Source organism: Zoogloea oleivorans, from assembly GCF_008107625.1.
GTDB classification, from domain to species: Bacteria; Pseudomonadota; Gammaproteobacteria; order Burkholderiales; family Rhodocyclaceae; genus Zoogloea; species Zoogloea oleivorans.
In genome coordinates, this window is the sequence record NZ_SDKK01000003.1 from 69,286 (window position 1) to 87,684 (window position 18,399).

Consider the following 18,399-nt stretch of genomic DNA (forward strand, 5'->3'; position numbering starts at 1 on the left):
GTCCTGCCTACAGGCCGACGCCCAGGAATTGCCCGATGAGTTCGGCGCTGTAGTCGAGCTGGGCATCGGTTAGCCCCGGCCACACGCCGATCCAGAAGGTGTCGCGCATGATGCGGTCGGCCACCGGCAGCTCGCCGACGACGCGGAAATTGCGCCCGGCCATGGAGGGTTGGCGGGTGAGATTACCGGCGAACAACAGGCGGGTGCCGATCTTGTGCTGGTCGAGGTACTGCAGCAGATCGACCCGATTGACGCCGGCTTCGGGCTTCAGGGTGATCGGGTAACCGAACCACGACGGGTCGCTGCCGGGGGTGGCTTCGGGCAGGACCAGGAAGTCGCGGCAGTCGGCCAGCTTGTCGGTGAGGTAGGCGAAGTTGCGCTTGCGGGCGTCGATAAAGCCTTCCAGCCGGTCGAGCTGGGCGAGGCCGCAGGCGGCCTGCATATCGGTGATCTTCAGGTTGTAGCCAATGTGGCTGTAGGTGTACTTGTGGTCGTAGCCGGGCGGCAGGCTGCCCAGTTGCCAGCCGAAGCGCTTGCCGCAGGTGTTGTCGCAGCCGGGCTTGCACCAGCAGTCGCGGCCCCAGTCGCGGAAGGATTCGGCGATCTGGCGCAGGGTGGGGTCGCTGGTGAGCACGGCGCCGCCTTCGCCCATGGTGATGTGGTGGGCGGGGTAGAAGGACAGCGTGGCGAGGTGGCCGAAGGTGCCGACCTTGCGACCTTTCCAGGTGGAGCCGAGGGCGTCGCAGCAGTCTTCGATCAGCCACAGGTCGTGGGCCTGGGCAAAGGCGCAGACGGCGTCGAGGTCGAAGGGGTTGCCGAGGGTGTGGGCGATCATGATCGCCTTGGTTTTGGGCGACAGGGCGGCTTCGAGCATCGATACGTCGATGTTGTAGCCGGGCAGGGTGGCGTCCACGAAGACCGGCACGGCGCCGTTCTGGAGGATCGGATTGACGGTGGTCGGGAAGCCGGCGGCGACGGTGATGACTTCGTCGCCCGGCTGGATGGCGCGGGCGCCGAGCTTGGGCGAGGTGAGCGTCGAGAAGGCCACCAGGTTGGCCGACGAGCCGGAGTTGACGGTGAGGGCGTGGGTGACGCCGACAAACTTCGCCAGGCGCTCTTCGAAGGCGTCGTTGAAGCGGCCCGTGGTGAGCCAGGCGTCGAGCGCCGCGTCGATCATCGCGTCTTTTTCAGGGTCGCCGACGACCTTGCCGGAGGGCGGCACGGCGTCGATGCCGGGGCGCCAGGCCTGCGGGGCGGCGGCGCTGCGGGCCGGGCGGACGATGACTTCCAGCTCCTGGCCGGCCAGCTCTGGCAGGTCGAGCTGGAGGCGGCCGTTGGCGTCGGCAAGGAGGGTCTGGCGGATCAGGCTCATGGGGTGCGTCCGAAGGCGGCGATTTCGTCGAGGGTGTAGGTATGCATGTCGGCACCTTTGCGCCAGGCTTGATACCAGCCGAGGCTGCGGGCCACGGCTGTATCGGCCGGCCAGCGGGGATGCCAGCCCAGCCGGGCACGGGCCTTGCCGCAGTCGAGCTTGAGAATGCGGGCTTCGTGAACCTGGGCTTCGGCGGCCACGGCCCAGCGGGCGTCGGGGCCCCAGGCGGTGGCGAGCTGCTCGACAACCCAGGCGACGGTTTTTGCATCGCTGTCGGCGGGGCCGAAGTTCCAGCCCTCGGCCCAGGCGTCGCCTTCTTCGACCAGCTTTTGTGCCAGGGTCAGGTAGCCGGACAGGGGTTCGAGCACATGCTGCCAGGGGCGGATGGCGCCGGGGTTGCGCAGGGTGACCGGCGAGCCGGCGGCAAAGGCGGCCAGTACGTCGGGCACCAGCCGGCTGGCGGTCCAGTCGCCGCCGCCAATCACGTTGCCGGCGCGGGCGCTGGCCACGGCAACACCTTGCGCGGCGAGGAAGGACCGGCGATACGAGGCGACGATCAGCTCGGTGCAGCCCTTGCTGGCCGAGTAGGGATCGTGGCCGCCCATGGGGTCGGTCTCCCGGTAGCCCTGATCCTGTTCGCGGTTCTCGTAGCACTTGTCGCTGCTGACCACGACCACCGCCTTGATGCCCGGTACGTGGCGTACGGCTTCGAGCAGGTGCACGGTGCCCATGGCGTTGGTGGCGAAGGTTTCCACCGGTTCGGCGTAGGACAGCGGCACCAGCGGCTGGGCGGCCAGGTGCAGGACGATTTCGGGGCGGGCGGCGGCCATGGCAGCGGTCAGGGCGGGGTAGTCGCGCACGTCGCCGAGCGTGGAGGTCATGCCCCTGGCGACGCCGGCTACCGCGAAGAGCGCCGGGCTGGTGGCGGGGGCGAGGGCGTAGCCGGAGACTTCGGCGCCCATGGCCTGCAGCCACAGGCACAGCCAGCTGCCCTTGAAGCCGGTGTGGCCGGTGACGAAAACCCGCCGGCCACGCCAGAAGGCGGGATTCACCAGGTTTTCCACGGCGCGGTTCCGCTGTTCCACATTTCTTCCAGGGTGGTCTTGTCGCGCAGGGTGTCCATGGGGCGCCAAAAGCCGGTGTGCTGGAAGGCGGCGAGCTGATCACGGGCAATGAGCTGGTTGATCGGGCCGGCTTCCCAGACGCATTGGTCGTCGTCGATCAACTCGAGCACGCTGGGCGACAGGACGAAGAATCCGCCGTTGATGAAGCCGCCGTCGCCGAGCGGTTTTTCGACGAAGGCGCTGACCGAATCGCCATTGAGCTCCAGCGAGCCGAAGCGCCCCGGCGGCTGGACGGCGGCTACCGTGGCGGCCTTGCCGTGGGCCCGGTGGAAGGCGATCTCGGCGCTGATGTCGATGTCGGCCACGCCGTCACCGTAAGTGAAGCAGAAGGCTTCCTCGTCCTGCACGTACTGGCGCACACGAGCCAGGCGGCCGCCGGTCTGGGTGCTGTCGCCGGTGTCCACGAGGGTGACGCGCCACGGTTCGGCGTGGCGTTCGTGGATTTCCATGCGGTTGTTGGTCATGTCGAAGGTGACGTCCGACATGTGCAGGAAGTAGTTGGCGAAGTATTCCTTGATCACGTAGCCCATGTAGCCGCAGCAGATCACGAAGTCGTGAATGCCATGGCTGGAATACATTTTCATGATGTGCCAGAGAATGGGACGCCCGCCGATACCGATCATCGGTTTCGGACGGGAGATGGTCTCTTCGCTGATGCGGGTGCCCAGGCCCCCCGCGAGGATCACGGCTTTCATCGGCGCTCCAGGGAAATATGGGGCCGATGTTATGCGTGGCGGGGAGGCGGCTTAGGGTGGAACAGCAGGGGGAAAGGGGGGTTATTCCGGTGTGTCAGCGTGGTGATGAAAACTGGGGTGGCGTTGCGCCGCAGGCAATGTAGTCGGCATCGCTCATCACTGGCTTGAATTCGCAGGCGGCGGTGGGCGCCGGCTGGTTGTCGGTGAGTCTGGCGAAGCGTGGGTCGGCAGGGCGGCTGGTGTATTCGGCGGGAGTGTCGCTGCGGCCCGTGCCTGAACGGAACGAGGTGTCATGGGTGGAGGGGGCCGATGTTTCCATCGCTGCCGCCGGAGCACGGCTGCCCGTGCGTGCGAAGGCTTCGTTCTCCCGGGCGGCGTTGCGGCGCTGGATGGCGTCCAGGCGGGCGCGAAGGAGGAGCGCGCTGCCTGCGTCAGGCAAAAAATTGCTGCTGTCGCGTGCGCTGGCACGGCTCGACGTGAGGGGGGCGTGTTCTATCGGGTAGGGTGCCCGGTCGATGGGGCTGGCGCTGCTGCTGCGGGGGGCCGGTGTCGAGTGGACGTGGATGTCCCGGCTCATGGAGATGCTGCGCCCGCCGCCGAAGCGGCGTGCCTGCGCCGGGCCTGGGTCCAGCAGGGCGCCACCAGCCAGGATGGTGAGGGCGATGAGGGCTTTGCGCGGGGCGGACTGGAGCATGGCTGACAGCGAATTTGAGTGGCGGGCCAGACAAGTTTAGTGAAAACCACGGCTTGATGCCAAGCGGGTTTGCCGGTTTTTACCGGGTCGGCTGGGGGCTTCAGTCTGCCAGCAGGGCCTGTCCCATGTTCTCGGGGGTGGTGGCCTGACGCCAGTGGGCAGGCATCTCCTCCGCAGTGATGCTGCCGTAGCCCCAGGTGGCGGCGATGAAGGGCAGGCCGTTGGCATCGGCTGATTGGCCGTCTTCGCTGCGATCGCCAATGTAGATGGCGGCCTCTTTGGGGATTTCCCGGTCGGCGATCAGGCGTTCGATCATTGCTGCCTTGTGGGGCAGGCGCGGCGCGAACAGGTCGAGGGCGTACACGTGGTCGAAAAAGCCGCTCCAGCCCAGGTGTTCGAGGATCAGCCGGGTGGGGTGGATGCGCTTGTTGGTGGCGATGGAGAGGGACAGACCGGCACCTTTGAGGCGGGCGAGCATCGCGCCGACACCGTCGTAGGCGGCGGTGGCCTTGTAGCCTTCGGTGTCGTAGCTGGCCTTGAAGGCGTCGGCGAGGCGGGCGATGAGGGCCGGATCGTGGCTGCCGGAGAGCAGTTGCAGGGTTTCCATCAGCGGCGGGCCGATGATGCTTTCGTCGATGGCGATGACCGGCTGGATGCCGGTCTGGGCGAAAGCGCTGCGAAAGCTGGCCAGAATGGCCGGGGCGGAGTCGATCAGGGTGCCGTCGAGGTCAAAGAGGATGTGCGGGTAGCGGGGCATGGCAAGGGGTGTTTTGGCGGGAATGGCCGGGATTATCGCCTGTTCGTATATATTTGCGCGCCTGCACAGAACTTGCCCCACACCATGGAAACGACTGAAACCGCTAGCCCCGTTGATCCCCGCCGCTTTGGCGGCATTGCCCGCCTGTATGGCGAAGCGGGGCGGGCCCGGCTGGCGGCGGCACGCGTGTGCGTGGTCGGCATCGGCGGCGTGGGCTCGTGGGCGGCCGAGGCGCTGGCGCGCAGCGGGGTGGGGCATCTGACCCTGATCGACCTCGATCATGTGGCCGAGTCGAACATCAACCGCCAGATTCACGCCTGCGATGCGACGCTCGGCCAGGCTAAGGTCGAGGCCATGCGCGAGCGCATCGCCGGGATCAACCCGGCCTGCGTGGTGACGGTGGTCGATGATTTCGTGACCATCGACAACGCCGCCGAACTCCTCGGTGCCGGCTTCGATTACGTGATCGACGCCATTGACGCGGTGCGCGTGAAGATGGCGATGGTGATGTTTTGCCGCGACACGGGCTTGCCGCTGGTGACCTGCGGTGCCGCCGGCGGGCAGCTCGATCCGACGCAGATCCGTGTCGCCGACCTGTCGCGTACCGAGCAGGACCCGCTCTTGGCCAAGGTGCGTCGGCAACTGCGCCAGAACCATGGCTTTCCCCGCGATGTGCGGAGAAAGTTCGGCATCGAGGCGGTGTACTCGGCCGAGCCGCTGCACTACCCGGTGGCAGAGGCCGCCTGCGACATGCCGGCCAGCGCCCCGGCCGGCCTCAATTGCACCGGCTTCGGTTCGGTGGTGACGGTTACCGCCTGTATCGGCATGTTTGCCGCCGCACGGGTGATCAACGGGCTGACGACGGCGCCGGCTGAGGCCCAATGAACAGGGCCGGGTCCACCGCCGCACCGTTCAGATAGACGCTCCAGTGCAGGTGCGGCCCGGTAGCCCGGCCGCTGCTGCCGGACTGGCCGAGGGCTTCGCCGCGGCGCACCGGCTGGCCGACTTCGACGCTGGCCTGGCTGAGGTGGCAGACCATGCTGACAAAGCCCTGGCCGTGGTCCACGAACACCGTTTTCCCGTTGAAGTAGAAGTCGCCCACTTCGCTGACCACCCCGTCGGCCGGGGCGCGGATCGGCGTGCCGGCGGGCACGGCCACGTCGAGGCCGGTGTGGGGCGCACGCGGCTCGCCGTTGAAGACCCGGCGCAGGCCGAAGCGGCTCGACAGGCGTCCGCTGGCTGGCAGGCTGAGGTCGGTGCGCGCCACCGGCACGTCGCGAAACAGGCTGCGGATGGCGATCTGGCGTTCGCGCTCGGCGTTGATGCGGGTCAGATCCTGCTCGTCCGGATTGACCATCTTCGGGTTCTTGATGCTCAGCTTCTGGATCGGGTAAGCCTTGGCGGAGACCGGGAAGGGCAGGGGCTGGCGGTGGCCGTCGGGGCCGATGTCGAGTTGCTGTTCGCCGACCGGCGTGTCGAGGGGCAGGCCGACCAGTGCGTACCAGCCGTTCTTGCGCTGCTGGAGCAGCACCGGTTTGCCGCCATAGCGAACTTCCGGGCGGGGTGCGCCTGCCGCGGCGACGGCGATTTCGGCCACTCCGCCGGGTACCGACTCGGGGCGCAGTTGGGCGTGGGCGATGGGGGTAGCGAGGGTGAGGAAAAGGAATGAATACACGCTCGGATGAACTAAATTCGCCCGAAGAGGGACAATGTCACACATGGTTACGGGAAGCTTTGGGGCGGGCACGGATTTGAACATGGCTGGCTGTCCCGGAGGATTAACATCTTGTAAAAATTCAGCCAGATCGGGAGTTTGGAATGACGCAGCAAGCAATCGTACTGTTCGCCCACGGGGCACGGGATCCGGAATGGGCTTTGCCGGCACGCCGGATTGCGGCGGAGGTGCAGCAGTTGCGGCCGGCGGCAACGGTCATTCTGGCTTTCCTGGAATTCATGGAGCCGACCCTGGTTGACGCCGTTGAAGCGGCGGCGGCGTCGGGGGCGACCGATGTGCGTGTGGTTCCGCTGTTTCTTGCCCAGGGCGGGCATCTGAAGCGGGACGTGCCAGTACTGATGGAGGCTGTCCGGACCAAGCATCCGGAGTGCCATATCGAGCTGGCCCTCGCAGTGGGTGAAGATGAGGGTGTGGTGCGGGCGATGGCGGCCTATTCGGCCGGCGTTTGAGGCGTTCATGCTGCATCCGGGTCAGGGAGGTTTCGTGCGTTCGACGGCTAGCCGGGTCTGGCTGGTGGGAGACGATCCGCAAATGACGGCCGTGCTCGAGGGCTGGCTGGCGCCTGCCGGCTATGCCTGTCAGCGTCTGTCCAGCGCGGAGGCCGCCTCCCGGCTGGCTGCCGGAAAACTGGGCGTCGAGCGGGTGATTCTCGATGCCTGTTCCCACGCCGCCGGTTTCGATTTGCTGCCGCAGCTCAGGGCTACCGGGGTGCCAGTGACGATGCTGGTGGAGGCGGAAGACCTGCCGATGATCGAGACGTCCCTGCGTAGCGGGGCGTCGGGTTTCCTGGTCAAACCGGTCGAGCCCCGCACGGTGCTTGCTGCGCTGGGCTTGCCGGGAGGCGAGGCTGCGCCCCAGTGGGGTGGGTATTTTCCGTTTCGAACCCTTGAGGATGTGGCGGGCTTGTCCCAGTTGGTGGCGGGTTTGTGTCCCGATCCCGCGTCGGTGCAGATCGCCCTGTCCGAGCTGATGATCAATGCCATCGAGCACGGCAATCTTGGTCTGGGTTTTGACCGCAAGTGTGCGTTGATGGCCGCGGGAGCCTGGCGCAACGAGGTGGAGCGCCTGCTCGGGTCGCCCGAGCATGCCGCCGGCTTTGCGTTGTTGCGGGTGGAGTGCCGTCCGCGGGAGATCCGTTTCCTGATCCGCGATCAGGGGCAGGGCTTCGATCCCGCACCCTACCTGAACCTCAATCCCACCCGTTCGGTTGAGCCTCATGGACGGGGTATCGCCATCGCCCGGATGCTGGCGTTTCCGGATCTGGTCTTTCTTGACGGCGGACGTTGCGTGGAAGGCGTGGTGCGCCGCAAGGGCTGAATCTGTCTTGACGGAGCATAATATAAGAGTATTCTTATATTATGCTCCGATTTCATCATGCCCTGCCTGCGGCCCTTCTCGTGGTGGTCGCTCTCCTTCCCGCTGTCCCCGCGCTTGCCGCCGAGACGGCGGTGCCGACTGTGCAGCTCAAGCTGCAGGCCCGCGCCCGGACCTACGCCAGTGAAGCCACGATAGAAGCGGTGCGTCAGGCCACCGTGTCTGCCCAGGTGCAGGGGCGTGTGCTGGAAACGCGGGTGGACGCCGGCGCCCGGGTGCGCCAGGGCGACATCCTGATGCGCATCGATACCCGCGAGGCGGACCAGGGCGTGGCCGCCGCCAGTGCCAATGTGGCCGCCGCCCAGGCCCGCCTGGTGGATGCCCGTAACGCACTGGAGCGCACACGCAGCCTGAAGGCGCGCAACTTTGTCAGTGGTTCGGCTCTTGATCAGGCCCAGGCCACTTTCGACGCCGCCGCCGCCCAGCACAAGGCGGCCGAGGCCGGCCGCGCCCAGGCGGATGTGTCGCGCGGTTTCGCCAGCGTCACCTCGCCGCTCACCGGCATCGTCGCCCAGCGCCTCACCGAAGTTGGCGAGATGGCCCAGCCCGGCCGGGCGCTGATGATCGTCTACGAGCCCGGCGCCCTGCGCGCGGTGGCCGACGTGCCCCAGTCGCAGCTTGCCGAACTGGGCAAGGGCGGGCTGAAGGCGAAGGTCGAATTCCCCGAAACCGGACGCTGGCTGGATGCGGCGTCGGTCACCGTGCTGCCCTCCGCCGATCCACGTACCCACACGGCGCGGGTGCGCGTGAGTCTGCCGGCCGATGCTGGCGGCGTGGTGCCGGGCATGGCGGCGCGGGTCCATTTTCTGCTGGGCGAGGCGCCGCGGCTGGCGGTGCCGGCGGCGGCAATCCTGCGCCGGGGCGAGTTGACCGGCGTGTATGTGGCCGACGGCAAGGGCGGCTTCAGCCTGCGCCAGTTGCGCGTTGGCAGCGTGCTGGAAGACGGTTCGGTCGAGGTGCTGGCCGGGCTGACGGGCGGCGAAACAGTGGCTCTCGACCCGGTGCGTGCCGGTCTCGTTCGCCGGGCGAACTGAGCTATGGGAATCTCCGGACGCATCGCGGCGCTGTTCCAGCGTAACGCGCTTACCCCCTTGCTGGCTTTGGTGCTGATGCTCCTCGGCGTGTTCGCCACGATCATCACACCCAAGGAAGAAGAGCCGCAGATCGACGTGACCATGGCCGACGTGATGGTGGCCTTTCCGGGCGCCTCGGCGAAGGACGTGGAGGCGCTGGTGGCCCGACCGGCCGAGCAGGTGCTGTCGCGCATCACCGGCATGGATCACGTGTATTCGGTGTCGCGCCCGGGCATGGCAGTGATCACCGTGCAGTTCAAGGTGGGGGTGCCCAACCAGGACGCCATCCTGCGCCTGTATGACACCATCCACAGCCACCGGGACTGGATCTCGCCGCAGTTGGGTGTCGGCGAGCCGATCATCAAGCCGAAGGGCATCGACGATGTGCCCGTTGTTGCGCTGACCTTGTGGACCCGCGATCCGGCACGTTCGGCCTTCGAACTGCAGCAAGTGGGGCGGGCCGTCGAACTGGAGCTCAAGCGGGTCAAGGGCACGCGGGACGTGAGCACCATCGGTGGCCCGGGGCATGTGGTGCGGGTACTGATGGACGCCGGGCGGATGAACGGTTTCGGCGTCACGCCGCAGGATTTGAAGGGCGCGCTGCTGCTCGCCAATGCGTCCCAGCCGAGCGGCACGCTGGCCAGCGGCAACCGGGAGGTGCTGGTGCAGACTGGCACCTATCTGGCCAGTGCCGACGATGTACGGCGCCTGGTGGTGGGCGTTTCTGCCGGCAAGCCGGTGTACATGGCCGATGTGGCCAGCGTGGTGGATGGGCCGGACCAGCCGTCGCGCTACGTCTGGCATGGTCTCGGCAAGGCTGCTCCGGGGGCTGCGGAGGCCGGCAACGAGCGCTTCCCGGCCGTTACCCTGTCGATTTCCAAGAAGCCCGGCGAGAACGCTGCCGATGTGGCCGACGGGGTGATCCGGCGCATGGAAGCCCTGAAAGGCAGCGTCGTGCCGGACGGCGTCGAAGTGAGCGTGACCCGCAACTACGGCGCCACCGCCACCGAAAAGGCTGACAAGCTGATCGGCAAGCTGGTCTTTGCGACCTCGGCGGTGGTGTTGCTGGTGTTCTTCGCGCTGGGCAAGCGCGAGGCGGTGATTGTCGGCGCGGCGGTGACACTGACCCTGGCGGCCACGCTGTTCGCCTCCTGGGCGTGGGGCTTCACGCTCAACCGGGTGAGTCTGTTTGCGCTGATTTTCTCCATCGGCATCTTGGTGGACGACGCCATCGTAGTCGTCGAGAACATCCATCGCTGGCATGCGCTGGAGCCGGAAAAACCCTTGTGGGAGCTGATTCCCAAGGCTGTCGATGAAGTCGGCGGGCCGACCATCCTGGCCACTTTCACGGTGATTGCGGCACTGCTGCCGATGGCTTTCGTGAGCGGCCTGATGGGGCCGTACATGAGCCCGATCCCGATCAATTCGTCGATGGGCATGTTTATCTCGCTGGCGGTGGCCTTCATCGTCACGCCCTGGCTGGCCGGCAAGCTGATGAAGGGCGCAGGCCATGCCACAGCGGCAGGCGGCCACGCGCCGGACAAGCTGACGCAAAAGCTCGAAGCTCTGTTCCGCCGCATCATGACGCCGCTGCTCGATCCGCGCACCGGCGGGCGGGCACGGGCCAAGCTGTGGTTTGGCGTGTTGCTGGCCATCGTGCTGTCGGTGTCGCTGGCGGTGGTGCAGCTTGTCGTGCTGAAGATGCTGCCCTTCGACAACAAGAGCGAGTTCCAGGTGGTCCTCGACATGCCCGTCGGTACGCCGGTGGAGCGCACTGCCGAAGTGCTGCGCGAGATGGGCGACGAGTTGGCCAAGGTGGACGAGGTGACCGACTTCCAGGCCTACGCCGGCACCGCCGCGCCGATCAACTTCAACGGTCTGGTGCGCCAGTATTACCTGCGTGCCTTGCCGGAGATGGGTGACATCCAGGTGAACCTGGTGGACAAGCACCAGCGCAGCCGCAAGAGTCACCAGATCGCCATTGCGGTGCGCGATGCCGTGGCGGCCATTGCGAAGAAGCACGGCGGCAACGCCAAGGTGGTCGAAGTGCCGCCCGGCCCGCCGGTGCTGTCGCCTATCGTTGCCGAGGTGTACGGGCCGGATTACGCCGGTCAGGTGGCCGTGGCCGCCAAGGTGCGGGCGGCGTTTGAGGCGACGCCGGACATCGTCGGCGTGGACGACACGGTGGACGAAGAGGCGCCCAAGCTGGTGCTGCGCGTCAATCAGGCCAAGGCGGCGCAACTGGGCGTGGCCCAGGCCGACATCGTCGAGGTGGTGCGTCTGGCTCTCGGCGGCGAAAACGTCACCCCGGTGCATGGCGGCGACAACAAGTACGAAATTCCGGTGCGCCTCACGCTGCCGCCGGAGCGCCTGTCGAGCGTCGATCAACTGTTGCAGATGAAGGTGCGGGCCCGCGGCGCCGAAGCGGGCGGGGCGCTGGTGCCGGTGTCGGAGCTGGTCGAGGTGCTGCCGGTGACGCGCGAGCAGGTGATCTACCACAAGGACTTGCTGCCGGTGGTGTACGTGACCGGCGACATGGGCGGCCAGCTGGATTCGCCGCTCTACGGCATGTTCGACATCCGCAGCCGCCTGAAGGATCTGCCGCTGGTCGGCGAGCGCCTCGGCGGCAATCTCGGCGAGTGGTTCATCCATCAGCCGGACGATCCCTACGCCGGCTACGCCATCAAGTGGGACGGCGAGTGGCAGGTGACCTACGAGACTTTCCGCGACATGGGCGCCGCCTACGCGGTGGGGCTGATCCTGATCTACGTGCTGGTGGTGGCCCAGTTCAAGAGCTACCTGGTGCCGTTGATCATCATGGCGCCGATCCCGCTGACCCTCATCGGCGTGATGCCCGGCCATGCCCTGCTGGGCAGCCAGTTCACCGCCACCAGCATGATCGGGATGATTGCGCTGGCCGGCATCATCGTGCGCAACTCCATCCTGCTGGTGGACTTCATCGACCAGCAGCTGGCGGCTGGCACTGCCTTTGCCGAGGCGACCATCCATGCCGCCGCCGTGCGTGCCAAGCCCATTGGTCTGACCGGTCTGGCAGCGATGATTGGAGCGATCTTCATTCTCGATGACCCGATCTTCAACGGGCTGGCGATCAGCATGATCTTCGGCGTGCTGGTGTCCACGTTGTTGACGCTGGTCGTGATCCCCGTCCTCTACTTTGCGGCGAACCACAAGCGGCTCGCCGCCCAACAGGGAGTCTCCCCATGAGTCTGACTGTCAACCAGTTTGTCCGTGTCTTCGCCGGTTCCTTTGTGCTGATCTCGCTGGCCCTCGGGGTGGAGGGCAGTCCGCTTTTTGTCAGCGGTAAATTCCTGTGGTTTACGGCCTTTGTGGGGGCCAACCTGCTACAGAGCGGCTTCACCCGGTTTTGCCCGCTGGAAAGCGTGCTGCGCAAGTTCGGTGTCAAGGATGGCGCGGGTTGCAACTGACGCTTGATGCAAGATAAGGCCGGGGGATAAACCTCTCAAGCTTTGTGGCTGCGGGCCGTTCACCACGCGTGATGAGCCCGAGCACCGCTTCCCCCTCGAGAATCCGTCTTGCCCTTTGGCGAGCTAGCCGCCTGTTGCGTGCCCAGCAGCATTGGTCCGTTATCGCGCTGGGCCTGGGGCTGCTGGTGACCGCCTGGGGCTGGTGGCATCTGAGTCGCCATGAGGCCGAACTCGATCGGGTTCGGCATGTTGCTGCTGCGGACTCCCTGGTGCACGAGCTCAACGAACGGCTCAGCAAGGTGGATTTCATCCTGCATGGCGTGGCGGGACTCTTTGGTGCCCAGAATCTGGTCGAGCGGCGGGAGTTCGAAACCTACGTTGCCGGCCTGAAGCCCGCCGGTGTCCTGCCGGAAGTGCTTGCCATCGGACTTATCCGGCGCGTCGAGGTGGGCCGCATCGCGGCCATCGAGGCGTTGCTGTCGGCAAGTTACGAGCGCGACATCCATATTTATCCCCGGCCGGATCCGGCACGGGTCAAGGATGTTTTTCCGATTACGTATGTGTGGCCCCTGGACTCCCAGACCCGCGACGTCATCGGTTTTGATGGATACAGCGAACTCAGTCGACGTCGCGCGATGACGCTGGCCATCCAGTCCGGCGGTATGGCCATGACCTCACCGGTCACATTGCGCGCCCTGGAAACCGGGCAGAGCGTTCGTGGCGTGTTGCTCTACCGGGTAGCCAGTTCGGTGGGTGATGATCTGGGCGCCTTGATCGGGCCGGAAGGTCTGGTTGGGCTCGGGATCAGTGTCGTTACCCTGTTCGACAGCGTGAGTGCGTCATCCATTGCCGCATACGGATTGCGTGTGGACGATGTGACCGATGGTGCCTCCGTGCCGGTCTACGGGGATGGCGTGCAGGTGACACCGGAGGCGGTCATGCGCCAGATCCGTTTTGGCGACCGGGAATGGCGCCTGTCGGTAATGGTGCCTCCCACCGCCGGCGAGATTTCCGCATCGACGGTGGCGGCGTTTGGCGGCGTGCTGGCCAGTGCGCTGGTGGCATTCAGCCTGGCGACCCTGTCGGGCCAGCAAAAGCGTGCTGAACAGATCGCCAAAACGATGACCGGTGAGCTGCGGGGCAGCGAAAAACGTTTTGAACTGGCCGTCTCGGCGACTGATGATGGTATCTGGGAGTGGCAGGCCGGCGTGCCCGGCATCTTTCTGTCGCCCCGCTGTGACCGGCTGCTGGGCTATCCGGAAGGTGGCCTGCCGCGCACTGTGCGCGGCATCCTGAGGTCCATGACGCAGGCGGTCCGACACGCGTTTCTGGAGGCCTTTCGTCGCCATAGCCAGGGTTTTGGTGCGCTGGACTGCGTGCTGCCGATCTGCCGCATCGACGGTAGTCAGGGCTGGTTTCATCTCGCCGGAAAGTCGGAGTTTGATGCCACGGGGCGACTTTTGCGGATCGCAGGTGCGGCCTCCGACGTCACCGAACTGCGCAGGGCGCAGCAGGCCGTGATCGACTCCCACGCCCGTCTGGATGCGCTTTACCGGCATGCTTCGCTGGGAATGGCGCTGGTTGATGGCAAGGGCCACTATCTGCAGGCCAATGAAGCCTTTTGCCGGATTACCGGCTATTCGGAAGAGGAGCTGCTCAGCAGTGCTGGTCCGCCGCTGAGCCCGCCCGAGTACGCCGGGCAGGATGCCCGGGCAGTGGTCGAGGCCTGCCTGGGCGCGCCCACGCAGGCCTACGAAAAGGAGTTCATACGCAAGAACGGTGTGCGGGTGCCGGTGGTTGTGACTACCACCGCGGTGTGCGGCAGTGACGGCCACCGCTGGGTGATTGTCGAGGACGTCACTGCCCGCAAGGTGGAACAACAGGCCATCCAGGAGGCGCACGCCACCAACGAGTCCCTGATCGAGGCCATGCCCGACATGCTGTTTCAGCTCGACGGCGGCATGCGCATCATTCGTTACCATGCCGGCAGCCGGGAGGATCTGTCGATGCCGCCGGAGGCCTTTCTGGGCAAGCGCCTCGACGAGTCCCTGTCGCCCGACATGGCGCGCCGCTTTGGGGTGGCAGCGCTGGCGGCTTCCCATAGTGGCGGAGTGCAGCGAATCGAATATGCGTCCCGTCGCGGTGGGGGCGAACGGCATTTCGAGGCGCGTTTTCGCGCGGTGCGTACCGGCGGCGCCCTGGCTGTGATCCGCGACGTGACGGAGCGCAAGCAGGCCGAGCTGGCTTTGCGGGAAAGCGAAGCACGCTGGCAGTTTGCACTGGATGGCGCGGGTGATGGCGTGTGGGACTGGAACACCGTCACCGGCAAGGTTTTTCGCTCCGAGCGCTGGCGGCAGATGCTCGGCTATGCCGAGGGCGAGCTTGCCGAAGGCATCGACGACTGGGCGGCCCTCGTGCATCCGGAAGATCTGACGGCAGTGCTGGCCGCCCAGAATGCCCACTTGCGTGGCGAGAGCCCGGTCTTCACGCACGAGGTCCGGTTGCGCTGCAAAAACGGTGATTACAAGTGGATTCTGGCCCGGGGTCTGGTGGTCGAACGTGATGAGGATGGCCGCCCGCTGCGCATGATCGGTACCCAGACCGATATCGATCAGGCCAAGGCCCGCGAGGCCCAGATCCTCGATCACAACCTCAACCTGGCCGGTCTGGTGGCTGCGCGTACGCAGGATCTGCAGGCCGCCAAGGAGGCTGCCGAGGCGGCCAACGAGGCCAAGTCGGACTTTCTGGCCAACATGTCCCACGAACTGCGCACGCCGATGCACGGGGTGCTCAGCTACGCCCGCCTGGGCGAAACCCGGGTGGCTCACGCCGGGCACGAGAAGCTGCGTAGCTACTTTCACCGGATCCGTATCAGTGGCGAGCGTCTGCTCCTGTTGGTCAACGACTTGCTCGATCTGGCCAAGTTCGAGGCTGGACGGATGGTTCTCGATGTGGGCCCGGTGCCCCTCGATGCGCTGGTGCAGGATCTTATTCACGAGTTCGATGCCTTGCTCCATTCGCGTCGGCAGCATCTTCAGTTCGAGCAGGAGCTGGATGTGCCGGAGATCGCTTGCGATGCAATACGGATCGGTCAGGTGGTGCGCAATCTGCTTTCCAATGCGGTCAAGTTCACGCCCGACGGCAAAGGCATCCACATCCGTCTGGTGACCACCGTGCTGCCGGATGGGCGTGGGGGGGGCGATCAGGAGGGTGTGCCGGCGGTGAGCCTGAGTGTGTCGGATGAGGGGGTCGGGATTCCTCCCGGCGAGCTCGACGCGGTTTTCGACAAATTTGTGCAAAGCAGTCGCACCCGCACGGGTGCCGGTGGGACGGGCCTCGGGCTGGCTATCTGTCAGGAGATCGTCCATGCCCACCGGGGCCGCATCATGGCTCGCAACAATGCCGCAGGCGGGGCAGAATTCATCGTTATTTTGCCGCTGGGCAAGGCCCCGGAGCGCCTTGTTCCGGCGCTTGCGGCACAGGGAGAAATGGAATGAGCAAGGCGAAGATTCTTGTTGTGGACGACGAACCCTTCAATCTGGACATCGTCGGTGAATACCTGGACGAGATGGACTTCAATCTGGTGATGGTGGAGTCGGGCGAGGCGGCCTGGGACGAGTTGTGTACTCCCGACTCGAACTTCGATCTGGTGCTTCTGGATCGCATGATGCCGGGCATGGACGGCATCATGCTGCTTCGGAACATCAAGGCCGACGAGCGCTTTCGGGCCATTCCGGTGATCATGCAGACGGCGGCCACGTCGCCCGAGCAGGTGCGCGAGGGGCTGGCGGCCGGGGCCTTCTACTATCTGACCAAACCCTTCGAGGGCGAGGCCCTGCAAACGATCATCCGCTCGGCCCTCGACGACATGCGTACGCGGCGCGAGCTGAATGCCAATCTGGCCGATCATGCCCATGCGCTGTCGTGCATTACCGAAGGCGAGTTCTCGATCCGGACCCTGGAGCAGGCACGGGCGCTGGCATCCTTCATTGCCCTGCTGGGGCCGCAGCCGGAAACCCTGGCCATGGGGTTGTCGGAGTTGTTGGTAAATGGTGTGGAGCATGGCAATCTGGGGATCGATTTTGCCGAGAAGAGCCGCCTTCGGGAGGCTGACCGCTGGGAGGAAGAAATCGCCCATCGGCTGGCGCTCCCCGAAAATCAGCGCAAGGCGGTGCGTCTGCGGGTGCGGGGTGACGACAGCCGCTGGATTTTCGAGATTCGTGATGACGGGCCGGGCTTCGATTGGCGGCGTTTCCTGGATTTCGATCCGGAGCGTGCCTTTGCCCCCAACGGCCGTGGCATTGCCCTGTCGCGCCAGCTCTCCTTCGCCAGCCTGACCTATCTGCCTCCGGGCAATCAGGTGGTGGTGACAGTGGTGAAGGGCGATAACCTGTCATGATGCCCATGTGCCACTGCTGTTCGTGCGGGGGGCCGCAGGAACAGGTGCAATTCCTGAATTTCACAGGTCACGGTCGGCGCCGTGGCCTGGCTACTGCAGAAAGCCGGTGATGGCTGAAAAACCGCTGCGGGTGCTGGTCGCGGACGACATCGCATCCAACCGAACCATTGTGGGGTCTTTTCTTGCCCACCTGAACTGCATTCCCCTCTACGCCGAGGATGGCGTGGAGGCCGTCGATATGTTCCGGCGCGAGTCGCCGGACGTGGTCCTGATGGATCTGATGATGCCGCGCATGGATGGCTTCGAGGCCATCAAGCAGATTCGGGCCCTCTCCGATGACCACTGGGTTCCGATCATCATCCTGTCGGCCCTCAGTGGCGAGGGGGACATCGTGCATGGGCTGGAGGTCGGTGCCGACGACTACCTGGCCAAGCCCCTGTCCTTTCCGGTGTTTGCTGCGCGTTTCAAGGCCCTGCACCGGCTGCTCGATACGCAGCGGCGCCTGTCTGGTTCTCTCGAGCAGGTGCGTGCGGTGGCCAACGGAGTCATCGACGGAATCATCTCGGCGGACGAAAAGGGCAAGATCCTGTCGGTGAATCGCGCGGCCAGCCAGATCTTCGGTTATCCGGCCAGCGAGATGGTGGGGCAGCCCCTGAGCATGCTGATGCCGGCCGGCCTGGAAGACACCCACGGGAACCATCTGGAGCACTACATGCAAACCGGCGACAGCGCTGTCACCGGGCAGATCCGCGAACTGGTCGGCCGGCGCAAGGACGGCCGGACCTTTCCGATGGAGATCGGCATTTCCGATCTGCAACTGCCCAACCGGCGAATGTTCCTCGGTGTGGTACGTGATATTTCCGAGGCCCGGCGCATCCAGCGCCAGCTGGCCGAGGATGCGGCCCGCCTGCAGCGCTATCACGACGAGTCCGAGCGCGAGCAGGAGCTCGCCATGAGCATCATGGAGCGGCAGATCCGCAGCGACTGGCTCCACGATGGCGCCGTCCAGTACGCGGTGATGCCGGCGCGCAATTTCTCGGGGGACGTGGTGGCGGTGGCGCGGGCGGCCGACGGCTCGCTTTACGCGATGCTTGCCGATGCGACCGGCCATGGGCTGGCGGCCGCAGTCAGCGTGCTGCCGGCGCTTGGGGCCTTTTACCGTGGTGCCGCCCGCAATGCACCGCTGGCGTCGCTGGTAACGGAACTCAACGACATGTTGTGCGGCCTGCTGCCGCCAGGGCGCTTCGTGGCTTCCGCGCTGGTGCGCCTCGATGCCGGTCGCCGGGGCGGACAGATCTGGGTGGGCGGCGTGCCTGACGTGCTGCGGGTCAGCGACGGGGGACTGGTGGTGCAGCGCTTCGCCTCGCGTCAGTTACCGCTGGGTATCGTGCCGTCGGCCGAAGCCGGCGTAGACTGCGAGTCGTTCAGTTGGGATGCCCCGTGCCAGATTGTGCTGTGTTCCGATGGCCTCACGGAAGCCGAGAACGCCAGGGGCGAGGCCTTTGGCACGCAGGGCCTGGAGCAGACCTTGCGTGCGGCACCCCGGGCTTCAAGGGTGGCTGGCCTGCGCCAGGCGCTGACCCGGCACCTCGGACGCCAGCCCGCCGGTGATGATGTGTCGGTGCTGATTCTCGATTGCCTGATGGACGGGGGGGGCGTGCCGTCTTAGGGTAAAGGGATGGCGGGAGCGTGATCGGCAACTGGCGTAGTTCCTGCTAGAGATTTCAGGG

15 protein-coding genes are annotated in these 18,399 nt (G+C 65.9%); 9 read left to right on the plus strand and 6 right to left on the minus strand.

What is annotated here, in order from left to right; all coding sequences use genetic code 11:
- Nucleotides 1–7: 7 nt before the first annotated feature.
- The 5 genes from rfbH to ETQ85_RS03560 form a co-directional block, all read right to left on the minus strand.
- Nucleotides 8–1,372 (minus strand): lipopolysaccharide biosynthesis protein RfbH, encoded by a 1,365-nt coding sequence (gene rfbH / locus ETQ85_RS03540; protein WP_148577674.1) that lies wholly within the window; start codon nucleotides 1,370–1,372, stop codon nucleotides 8–10.
- Nucleotides 1,369–2,424 carry a CDP-glucose 4,6-dehydratase gene (gene rfbG, locus ETQ85_RS03545; protein WP_222862045.1) on the minus strand — a complete coding sequence of 352 codons (1,056 nt, stop codon included), beginning with the start codon at nucleotides 2,422–2,424 and terminating at the stop codon, nucleotides 1,369–1,371. Before rfbG ends, rfbH begins: the two co-directional genes overlap by 4 nt.
- The gene (gene rfbF / locus ETQ85_RS03550; RefSeq protein ID WP_148577675.1) at nucleotides 2,421–3,191 is read right to left on the minus strand and encodes a glucose-1-phosphate cytidylyltransferase; all 771 of its coding nucleotides are present in this window, start codon (nucleotides 3,189–3,191) and stop codon (nucleotides 2,421–2,423) included. Before rfbF ends, rfbG begins: the two co-directional genes overlap by 4 nt.
- 94 nt (nucleotides 3,192–3,285) lie before the next feature.
- The gene (locus ETQ85_RS03555; RefSeq protein ID WP_148577676.1) at nucleotides 3,286–3,885 is read right to left on the minus strand and encodes a hypothetical protein; all 600 of its coding nucleotides are present in this window, start codon (nucleotides 3,883–3,885) and stop codon (nucleotides 3,286–3,288) included.
- A gap of 100 nt (nucleotides 3,886–3,985) precedes the next feature.
- Nucleotides 3,986–4,642, minus strand: a complete 657-nt coding sequence (locus ETQ85_RS03560) for an HAD family hydrolase (RefSeq protein ID WP_148577677.1) — start codon at nucleotides 4,640–4,642, stop codon at nucleotides 3,986–3,988.
- An 84-nt stretch (nucleotides 4,643–4,726) separates the two neighbouring features.
- Between ETQ85_RS03560 and tcdA the strand changes: the two genes are divergently transcribed.
- On the plus strand, nucleotides 4,727–5,527 hold the full coding sequence (tcdA, locus tag ETQ85_RS03565; protein ID WP_148577678.1) for a tRNA cyclic N6-threonylcarbamoyladenosine(37) synthase TcdA: 801 nt from the start codon (nucleotides 4,727–4,729) through the stop codon (nucleotides 5,525–5,527).
- Here tcdA and ETQ85_RS03570 read toward each other — a convergent pair.
- Nucleotides 5,490–6,317, minus strand: coding sequence for a peptidoglycan DD-metalloendopeptidase family protein (locus ETQ85_RS03570; protein WP_222862046.1), 828 nt, complete (start codon nucleotides 6,315–6,317; stop codon nucleotides 5,490–5,492). The two genes, tcdA and ETQ85_RS03570, sit on opposite strands and share 38 nt — an antisense overlap.
- 143 nt (nucleotides 6,318–6,460) lie before the next feature.
- Here ETQ85_RS03570 and ETQ85_RS03575 point away from each other — a divergent pair, with 143 nt between their 5' ends.
- From ETQ85_RS03575 to ETQ85_RS03610, 8 genes are all read left to right on the plus strand, one after another.
- A complete protein-coding gene (locus tag ETQ85_RS03575) occupies nucleotides 6,461–6,826 on the plus strand; it encodes a sirohydrochlorin chelatase (protein WP_148577680.1) in 366 nt (121 codons plus the stop codon).
- A 34-nt stretch (nucleotides 6,827–6,860) separates the two neighbouring features.
- Nucleotides 6,861–7,694, plus strand: coding sequence for an ATP-binding response regulator (locus ETQ85_RS03580; protein WP_187394569.1), 834 nt, complete (start codon nucleotides 6,861–6,863; stop codon nucleotides 7,692–7,694).
- Nucleotides 7,695–7,735: 41 nt separating this feature from the next.
- Nucleotides 7,736–8,785, plus strand: a complete 1,050-nt coding sequence (locus ETQ85_RS03585; RefSeq protein ID WP_148577682.1) for an efflux RND transporter periplasmic adaptor subunit — start codon at nucleotides 7,736–7,738, stop codon at nucleotides 8,783–8,785.
- Between the two features lie 3 nt (nucleotides 8,786–8,788).
- Nucleotides 8,789–12,049, plus strand: a complete 3,261-nt coding sequence (locus ETQ85_RS03590; protein ID WP_148577683.1) for an efflux RND transporter permease subunit — start codon at nucleotides 8,789–8,791, stop codon at nucleotides 12,047–12,049.
- Nucleotides 12,046–12,270, plus strand: a complete 225-nt coding sequence (locus ETQ85_RS03595; RefSeq protein ID WP_148577684.1) for a YgaP family membrane protein — start codon at nucleotides 12,046–12,048, stop codon at nucleotides 12,268–12,270. The genes ETQ85_RS03590 and ETQ85_RS03595 overlap by 4 nt, the downstream gene beginning before the upstream one ends.
- Nucleotides 12,271–12,404: 134 nt before the next feature.
- Nucleotides 12,405–15,767 (plus strand): PAS domain-containing protein, encoded by a 3,363-nt coding sequence (locus tag ETQ85_RS03600; RefSeq protein ID WP_187394570.1) that lies wholly within the window; start codon nucleotides 12,405–12,407, stop codon nucleotides 15,765–15,767.
- Nucleotides 15,764–16,669, plus strand: a complete 906-nt coding sequence (locus ETQ85_RS03605; RefSeq protein ID WP_148577686.1) for an ATP-binding response regulator — start codon at nucleotides 15,764–15,766, stop codon at nucleotides 16,667–16,669. Before ETQ85_RS03600 ends, ETQ85_RS03605 begins: the two co-directional genes overlap by 4 nt.
- Before the next feature lie 109 nt (nucleotides 16,670–16,778).
- The gene (locus tag ETQ85_RS03610) at nucleotides 16,779–18,338 is read left to right on the plus strand and encodes a SpoIIE family protein phosphatase (protein ID WP_148577687.1); all 1,560 of its coding nucleotides are present in this window, start codon (nucleotides 16,779–16,781) and stop codon (nucleotides 18,336–18,338) included.
- The last annotated feature ends 61 nt before the right edge of the window (nucleotides 18,339–18,399 follow it).